The sequence below is a fragment of the Pseudomonadota bacterium genome (assembly GCA_018823135.1).
In the GTDB taxonomy this organism is placed as follows: domain Bacteria; phylum Desulfobacterota; class Desulfobulbia; order Desulfobulbales; family CALZHT01; genus JAHJJF01.
Window position 1 is genome coordinate 1 of the sequence record JAHJJF010000028.1, and the last position, 6088, is coordinate 6088.

The following is a 6088-nucleotide window of genomic DNA, read 5'->3' on the forward strand; positions in this document are numbered from 1 at the left end:
CTCCGTCGTTATCTTTCGACAGGAAAAGGGGGAGGCATTGCCAATATCGCCGGTTTTTTTATGCTGAATATCGGTAAAGAAATCGGTGCTACTTTTGCTGAAACCATATCTTTAGTCAATCGACAAATGAGACTTAAAAAGGATGGCTTGCTAGGCCTTGCCGCAGATCGTTTTGCAATTTTTCATTTGAAGTTATTGCCTTTACCCTTGGGGTTGCTGCTTACAAATATTATTTTAATTTTTAATCTTTTATTAGGGTCAAAAAATGTACCCCCGTGGTTGACGAATATGGGGAACATTGATAAGCAAAGGCTGATCTTCCCCGACGCTGATGTTGAGGATGCTTTTTTAACCGCACCTATCGCGTATCCTCCCTTATTTGTTGTTGGGCTTAGTGGTTTTGAAGAATCTCTTTCAATAAGCATTGGTTTCTGTGAGCAGGCCGTGGGCTTGGATACAGTTGAAATAATAATGGATAGTGTGGAAGAAAATCTTGCTCTGCTCAAGGGGTAAAAGATCAACAGTGAAAATAAGGTAGCAAAATCTAATGAGCGAACAACACTCCAAAGTCAAGCTGCGAGATGAGAAGTTTGTTTCAAGGGCATCTACCCGTATATGGGAGGAACTGCCTTCAGATAAAAATCCATATCTGGCGGAATCCTGCCGATGTCATGGTTACGACATCATCGAATTGGCCCGTAAAAAAAGTTTTGTTGATGTCTTATTCCTTCTTTTTCGAGGTGAATTGCCCACCAGGGAACAGTCTGAATTACTGGAAATAATGATGATTACCATGATCAATCCGGGACCCAGGCATCCTGCCACCTGGGCGGCGATGAATACAGGTGTGGGTAAGACTTTTCCTGAGCATATTCTGCCAATTGCCCTGAGCGCTATGGGCGGCGCCCATCTGGGCGGCGTTGAAGTGAGCGAAGCCATGCGTTTTTTTAACAAACATATTGGAAAGGATGCCGGACAACTAGTTGATGAATTGATCGAGATGGCAAAGGAGTATGACGGTGATACTCATATCGCACCTGGATTCGGGAGCAGATTCAGCGGCATTGATCCGATGCCTCAGAAATACGCCACAATGCTCAGTAGTTTACCTGGGAGCGGTGAAGCCTTGAAATGGGGCATTTCTTTTGCCGAAGCATTGAAGAGCCATAATATGGGTTGGCTGGCAACTGGAGTTGCGGCCGCAGTTTTCTGTGATCTGGGCTTTACTTTTTCTGCAGGGACAGGGATTTTTCAGTTGATCTCTGCGCCTGGTATGTTAGCCCATGGCCTGGAACTTTCCGGGCCGTTTAAACCCATTACTGCAATGCCATTTTTGGATGGGGAGCATTATGTTATTGATGAACAAGCAAAAACCAAAAAAAGATGATGTGTCCTTTTGGGATCAGCACCGCGGGGTAATCAACGCTCGCAAAGGTGGCTGGGTTCCGGGTGAGGCGATCTATAACCAGGGGTATTCCATGATGGAAGATCTCGTTGGTAAGGTGTCTTTTTTTCAGGTTCTGGTTCTCAACATTACCGGTAGAATGATAGATCGGAAATTTGCTGAATGGATTGATAATATTTATATCTGTATGAGTTGGCCTGATTCAAGAATATGGTGTAACCAGGTGAGTACTCTTGCCGGGACCATGCGGACAACCCCGGTTGCAGCAGTTTGCGCGGGAATATTGGCTGCTGATTCTCCAATGTATGGTTCTGCCCCTGTTTTAGCTGGCAGCCAATTTATTCGCGAAGCTCTTATAAAAAAGCAGAAAGGTATGACTGCCGAAGAAATTGTTAAAGAACAGCAGCGCAGACCTTCATCGCCACCCGTTATTACAGGATACGCCAGACCGGTTGCTAAAGGCGATGAGCGGGTGATAGCAATGAAAATGGTAACAGAAAAGCTAGGCTTTGAGATTGGTGATCATCTCAAGCTTGGTTTTGAAATTGAAAGAGTTTTGGAGAGTCAATTTGACGAGACAATGAATATCTGTGGTTACGTGTCGGCTTTTTTTGCAGATCAGGGATTTTCCCCCCATGAATGCTATCAAGTATTCACTGCTGTTGTTTATGGCGGCACACATGCCTGTTATGCCGAAGCTCTTGAACAACCTCCGGGATCATTTTTCCCGCTTCGTTGTGAAGATATTGATTATCAGGGGAAACCTCCACGGCCGGTACCTGAACACGATGAAGACTAGTATTTCCTTATAGCCTCGTCATAAAATTCCTTCACATACAATTAAAAGAATGGAGATGTAATAATGAATAAAATCGTCCTCGTTACCGGTGGAAATTCTGGTATTGGCTTTGCTACCGCCAGACATTTTCGTGACAAAGGGTATACGGTGTATATTTCCGGCAGGGATTCCGGAAGAGTAAGAGATGCGGCAGAGAAATTGAAAGTTAAATCTATTATAGCCGACATGTCAAAACTGGAAGACATTGAAAAAATGGCAGCCGTTTTTATGGAAACAGGACTGGATGTTTTGGTAAACAATGCAGCCATACCAGGATTGTTGCCATTGCATATGGCAACGGAAAATGCTTATTCAGAGGTTTTTAATACAAATCTTCGCGGTCCTCTTGATTTGATCAGACAACTTATTCCTGCTTTGACAAAACGGCAGGGCTGCGTTATTAATGTTTCCTCCATTGTTGTTAATAATGGTTTACCGAATGCCAGTCTGTATGCCGCCTGCAAAGGTGGAATGGATGCCTTTACGCGAAGCTTGGCAAGGGAGTTTGCTCCGTTGAAAATACGTGTCAATGCTGTTTCCCCTGGCGCCATTGATACTCCAATTATTCATAAATTAGGTCTAAGCGAAGAAGAAATCGAAGCTGTTCGTGCCTATCATATAGCCACGATACCTTTAGGTCGCTTTGGACTCCCTGAAGAAGTTGCTCATGTTATTGTGTCCCAGGCTGAAGCAAGTTATGTAACGGGATCGGTTTGGAATGTAGATGGTGGAGTGGACGTCTGTTAATTATTTCTGAGGGATGCAGGTATAAATCAATTCTATTTCCGTAGAAGAGATTTTCGAGGCTCTCTTCAAGCAACTCAACCCAGTGCCAAATTCTCTCTCCCCCTTTTCGCTGCGAAGATATCGATTATCAGGGGAAGGGTGCCCGTGCCGTTCCTGACGAGAATTAATTGTATCGGATAAATGCGATATGTTTCGGACATGTGATTTTCTCTGAGTTTTTTTCTAGCCATTTTCGCTGCAATTTTCAATAATTATTCCGCTTTTTTGTATCAATTCCAGTTGGTATGTCCAGTATTCCGGAAAGTAATTCCTGATTAAGAATATAAAGTGTTAATAAATTGAACACACGATGTATCTTTTGGTTTCAAGGTTCTTCGGTGATATTGGTGTGCCTAAATTATTGCAAATAGGATAATTACTTAATCTCATTGAAATTATTATTCCGGAAAACAGGAAGAAAAGGCCCAGCAAAAGATGAAAAAAATTAAAAGTGAAAAAAAAAAGGATATGGATTATAGGAGATTTTGCAATAACCATGCGTATCAAAGTATGAGTTACATATAAAGTCCGGTGAGTGGCACAACTTTTGCTTTCCTTATCGGGATTTTGTTTGCCTTTTATTACATCATCTATTTATTGAGCTTGTTCGATGGGCAGAACATTTTAAGACAAAAGAAATAATAATATTGAGCGGATATTTTTAAGTAATTGTCAGGTTTTTTTTGATTGTTTAGATCTAATAAATTCAGGTGTTCTGTGGAATTTTGAAGTATGCAGAATGAGGGCTGTTTGATTATGAAATCAGTAAATAAACTTCACGAGCAGGTTGATTGGCAGGATGAAAAACAAGACAGAGTCTTAAAGGAACGAATACAGGATAAAATTAACGCCATTAAAAATATGGTTTCAATAAAGCATGAAGCCAAAAGAGCCAAAGCAACAAAAAACACTTCCGACATTATTGTTGAAGCATTGGAATCTGCAGGAGTGTCCCATGTTTTCGGCATTCCCGGTGGAGCCATTGAAGACCTGAATACTTCTCTGTACAAAAGCCAGCAGATTGTTCCCATTGTTACCAAGCATGAGCAGGGGGCGGCCTTCATGGCTGACGGCTATGCCAGAGTTTCAGGGCGGTTGGGGGTTTGCTGTTCCACGGCCGGCCCCGGCGCATCAAACCTTATTACCGGCCTTGCATCATCCTATGCTGATTCCATCCCGGTCTGTTCCCTTACCGGCCAGGTTGCAACCTCTGTATTTGGCAAAGGTGCAATCCAGGAATCCGGGAACGAAGGGATGAACATGGTTGATATATTCAGTAATTTCACTAAATACAGTGGCATGATTATTTCTGAAGATCGTGCTCAGTACATGATGCAAAAGGGCATACGTTTAGCGCAAACCGGGCGTAAAGGGCCGGTGCATATCAATCTTCCCGCTGATATCATGAAAAGACCGGCGGTAAAGAACAGGGAGTTTACCAAACTCTGTGACATGCGACTTTTTGATCGTGAAAGGGTAACTGAGGCGGCAAAGGCCCTTCTGGCTGCAAAACGGCCGGTAATCATCGTCGGGTGGGGGGCAATTCTTTCCAGGGCGGCGGATGAACTCCTGCAACTGGCGCAGCTTCTTGATATTCCGGTGGCGACTTCGCCAAAGGCAAAAGGGGTTTTTCCCGAGTCACATATTCTTTCTTTGGGCGTTCTGGGTTTTGCCGGTTCTCCTGCTTCCAAAGAGTACATAATTGAAGAAGAAGTTGACGTCATGCTTGCTGTGGGGACAAGTTTTAATGAGATGATGACCGGCGGCTGGGATGAACGGCTTGCACCCTCGAAACATCTTATTCAGATAGATATCGATACCAAGGAAATCGGCAAAAATTATAATACAACGATTGGCCTGGTAGGGGACGCCCGGGCGATTCTCAATGAACTCTGTTATGCCGCAAACAGAGAGCTCGGCGCAGACATAGACCAGAAATGTCTGCGGAGTGCAGTTTCAAGACCTGACTTGGCATTTCTTAAAGGGAAGCATGCGGCAATTGATGATAATCTCGACACCAGTGGTGGAAAATATTATCATCCAAAAGAGTTGATCCGTGATATTCAGGGAAGTTTTCCCAAAAACAGCATTTTTTTTGCCGATATCGGCACATCAATGGCCTGGGCAATTCGTTACCTGAAAATCGACCGGCCGTATTCCTTTTATGTGGCATTGGGGTTTGGTTCCATGGGATATGCGGTGGCAGCTCCCATCGGAGCTAAAATTGCATTTCAGGACCGGCCGATAATCGCCCTTGTCGGTGACGGCAGTTTCCTGATGAACGGCACCGAAGTTGCCACTGCGGTCAATTACAATGTTCCGGTCATCTGGATTATCTTTAACAATGCCATGCTCGGCATGGTGTACCATGGCAGAAAACTTTTCAAACAGCCGATCCCCGAAGGCATCAGCTCTGAATATAAACGGGTTGACTTTGTCAAAATCGCCGAAGGTCTCGGCGCCAGGGGGATCAGGATTGATACCCCGGGTCAGATAAACCAGGACCTGGTAATGGATATAATGGCTGAAGGCCGTCCCACTGTTCTGGACGTCTGGATTGATGATCAGGCGGTGCCGCCCATTCACAGCCGTATTGAGACCGTTAACAAACATTTTGGCTGATATTTTAAACGATAAATATTTCAGTTGGATGGAGTAGGGGTCGATAGTGTGTCTGTGTTTCAGCACAGATTAAATAAGCGATTGCACAAGGCTGATGTTTTTTTATCCGAGCTGGCACGGAAGAACGGCTTAGATTGAGTGCTTATGTTTGTTAGACTGTAGATGTGTCTTTTATTGGTTTTATGATGACAGCGTTTTTTTGGATTAAGCTTCTAATTTCAGAGAATTTTTTTCTATTTACTTCTTGTATTTATCTTCTTTATATTTTATTTTGTTATGAAAATGTAACAAGGGTAACTTGTTTGAAAGATAATAGAGTCTGGAGGAGTTAAAATGCTGAATAGCCAAAAAGGTTTCACCCTCATCGAGTTGATTATGGTAATTGTTATTCTTGGCGTGCTTGCGGTTGTTGCCGTGCCCAAGTATCAGGATCTTTC

Annotated in this window: 6 protein-coding genes; all 6 read left to right on the top strand. The window is 43.5% G+C overall.

Translation table 11 applies throughout. The features are described 5' to 3' along the window. The coding region (locus tag KKE17_02230) for a hypothetical protein (GenBank protein ID MBU1708798.1) at nucleotides 1-513 on the top strand (513 nt) is incomplete at its 5' end. Between the two features lie 34 nt (nucleotides 514-547). Beyond that, complete coding sequence (locus KKE17_02235) at nucleotides 548-1387, top strand: citrate synthase (GenBank protein ID MBU1708799.1); 840 nt, start codon at nucleotides 548-550, stop codon at nucleotides 1385-1387. After that, a complete protein-coding gene (locus KKE17_02240) occupies nucleotides 1359-2204 on the top strand; it encodes a hypothetical protein (GenBank protein MBU1708800.1) in 846 nt (281 codons plus the stop codon). The genes KKE17_02235 and KKE17_02240 overlap by 29 nt, the downstream gene beginning before the upstream one ends. 63 nt (nucleotides 2205-2267) lie before the next feature. Then, nucleotides 2268-2990, top strand: coding sequence for an SDR family oxidoreductase (locus KKE17_02245; GenBank protein ID MBU1708801.1), 723 nt, complete (start codon nucleotides 2268-2270; stop codon nucleotides 2988-2990). Nucleotides 2991-3785: 795 nt separating this feature from the next. After that, nucleotides 3786-5651 carry a thiamine pyrophosphate-binding protein gene (locus KKE17_02250; protein MBU1708802.1) on the top strand — a complete coding sequence of 622 codons (1866 nt, stop codon included), beginning with the start codon at nucleotides 3786-3788 and terminating at the stop codon, nucleotides 5649-5651. Nucleotides 5652-5984: 333 nt separating this feature from the next. Beyond that, on the top strand, nucleotides 5985-6088 hold a 104-nt coding region (locus tag KKE17_02255; protein MBU1708803.1), incomplete at its 3' end, for a prepilin-type N-terminal cleavage/methylation domain-containing protein.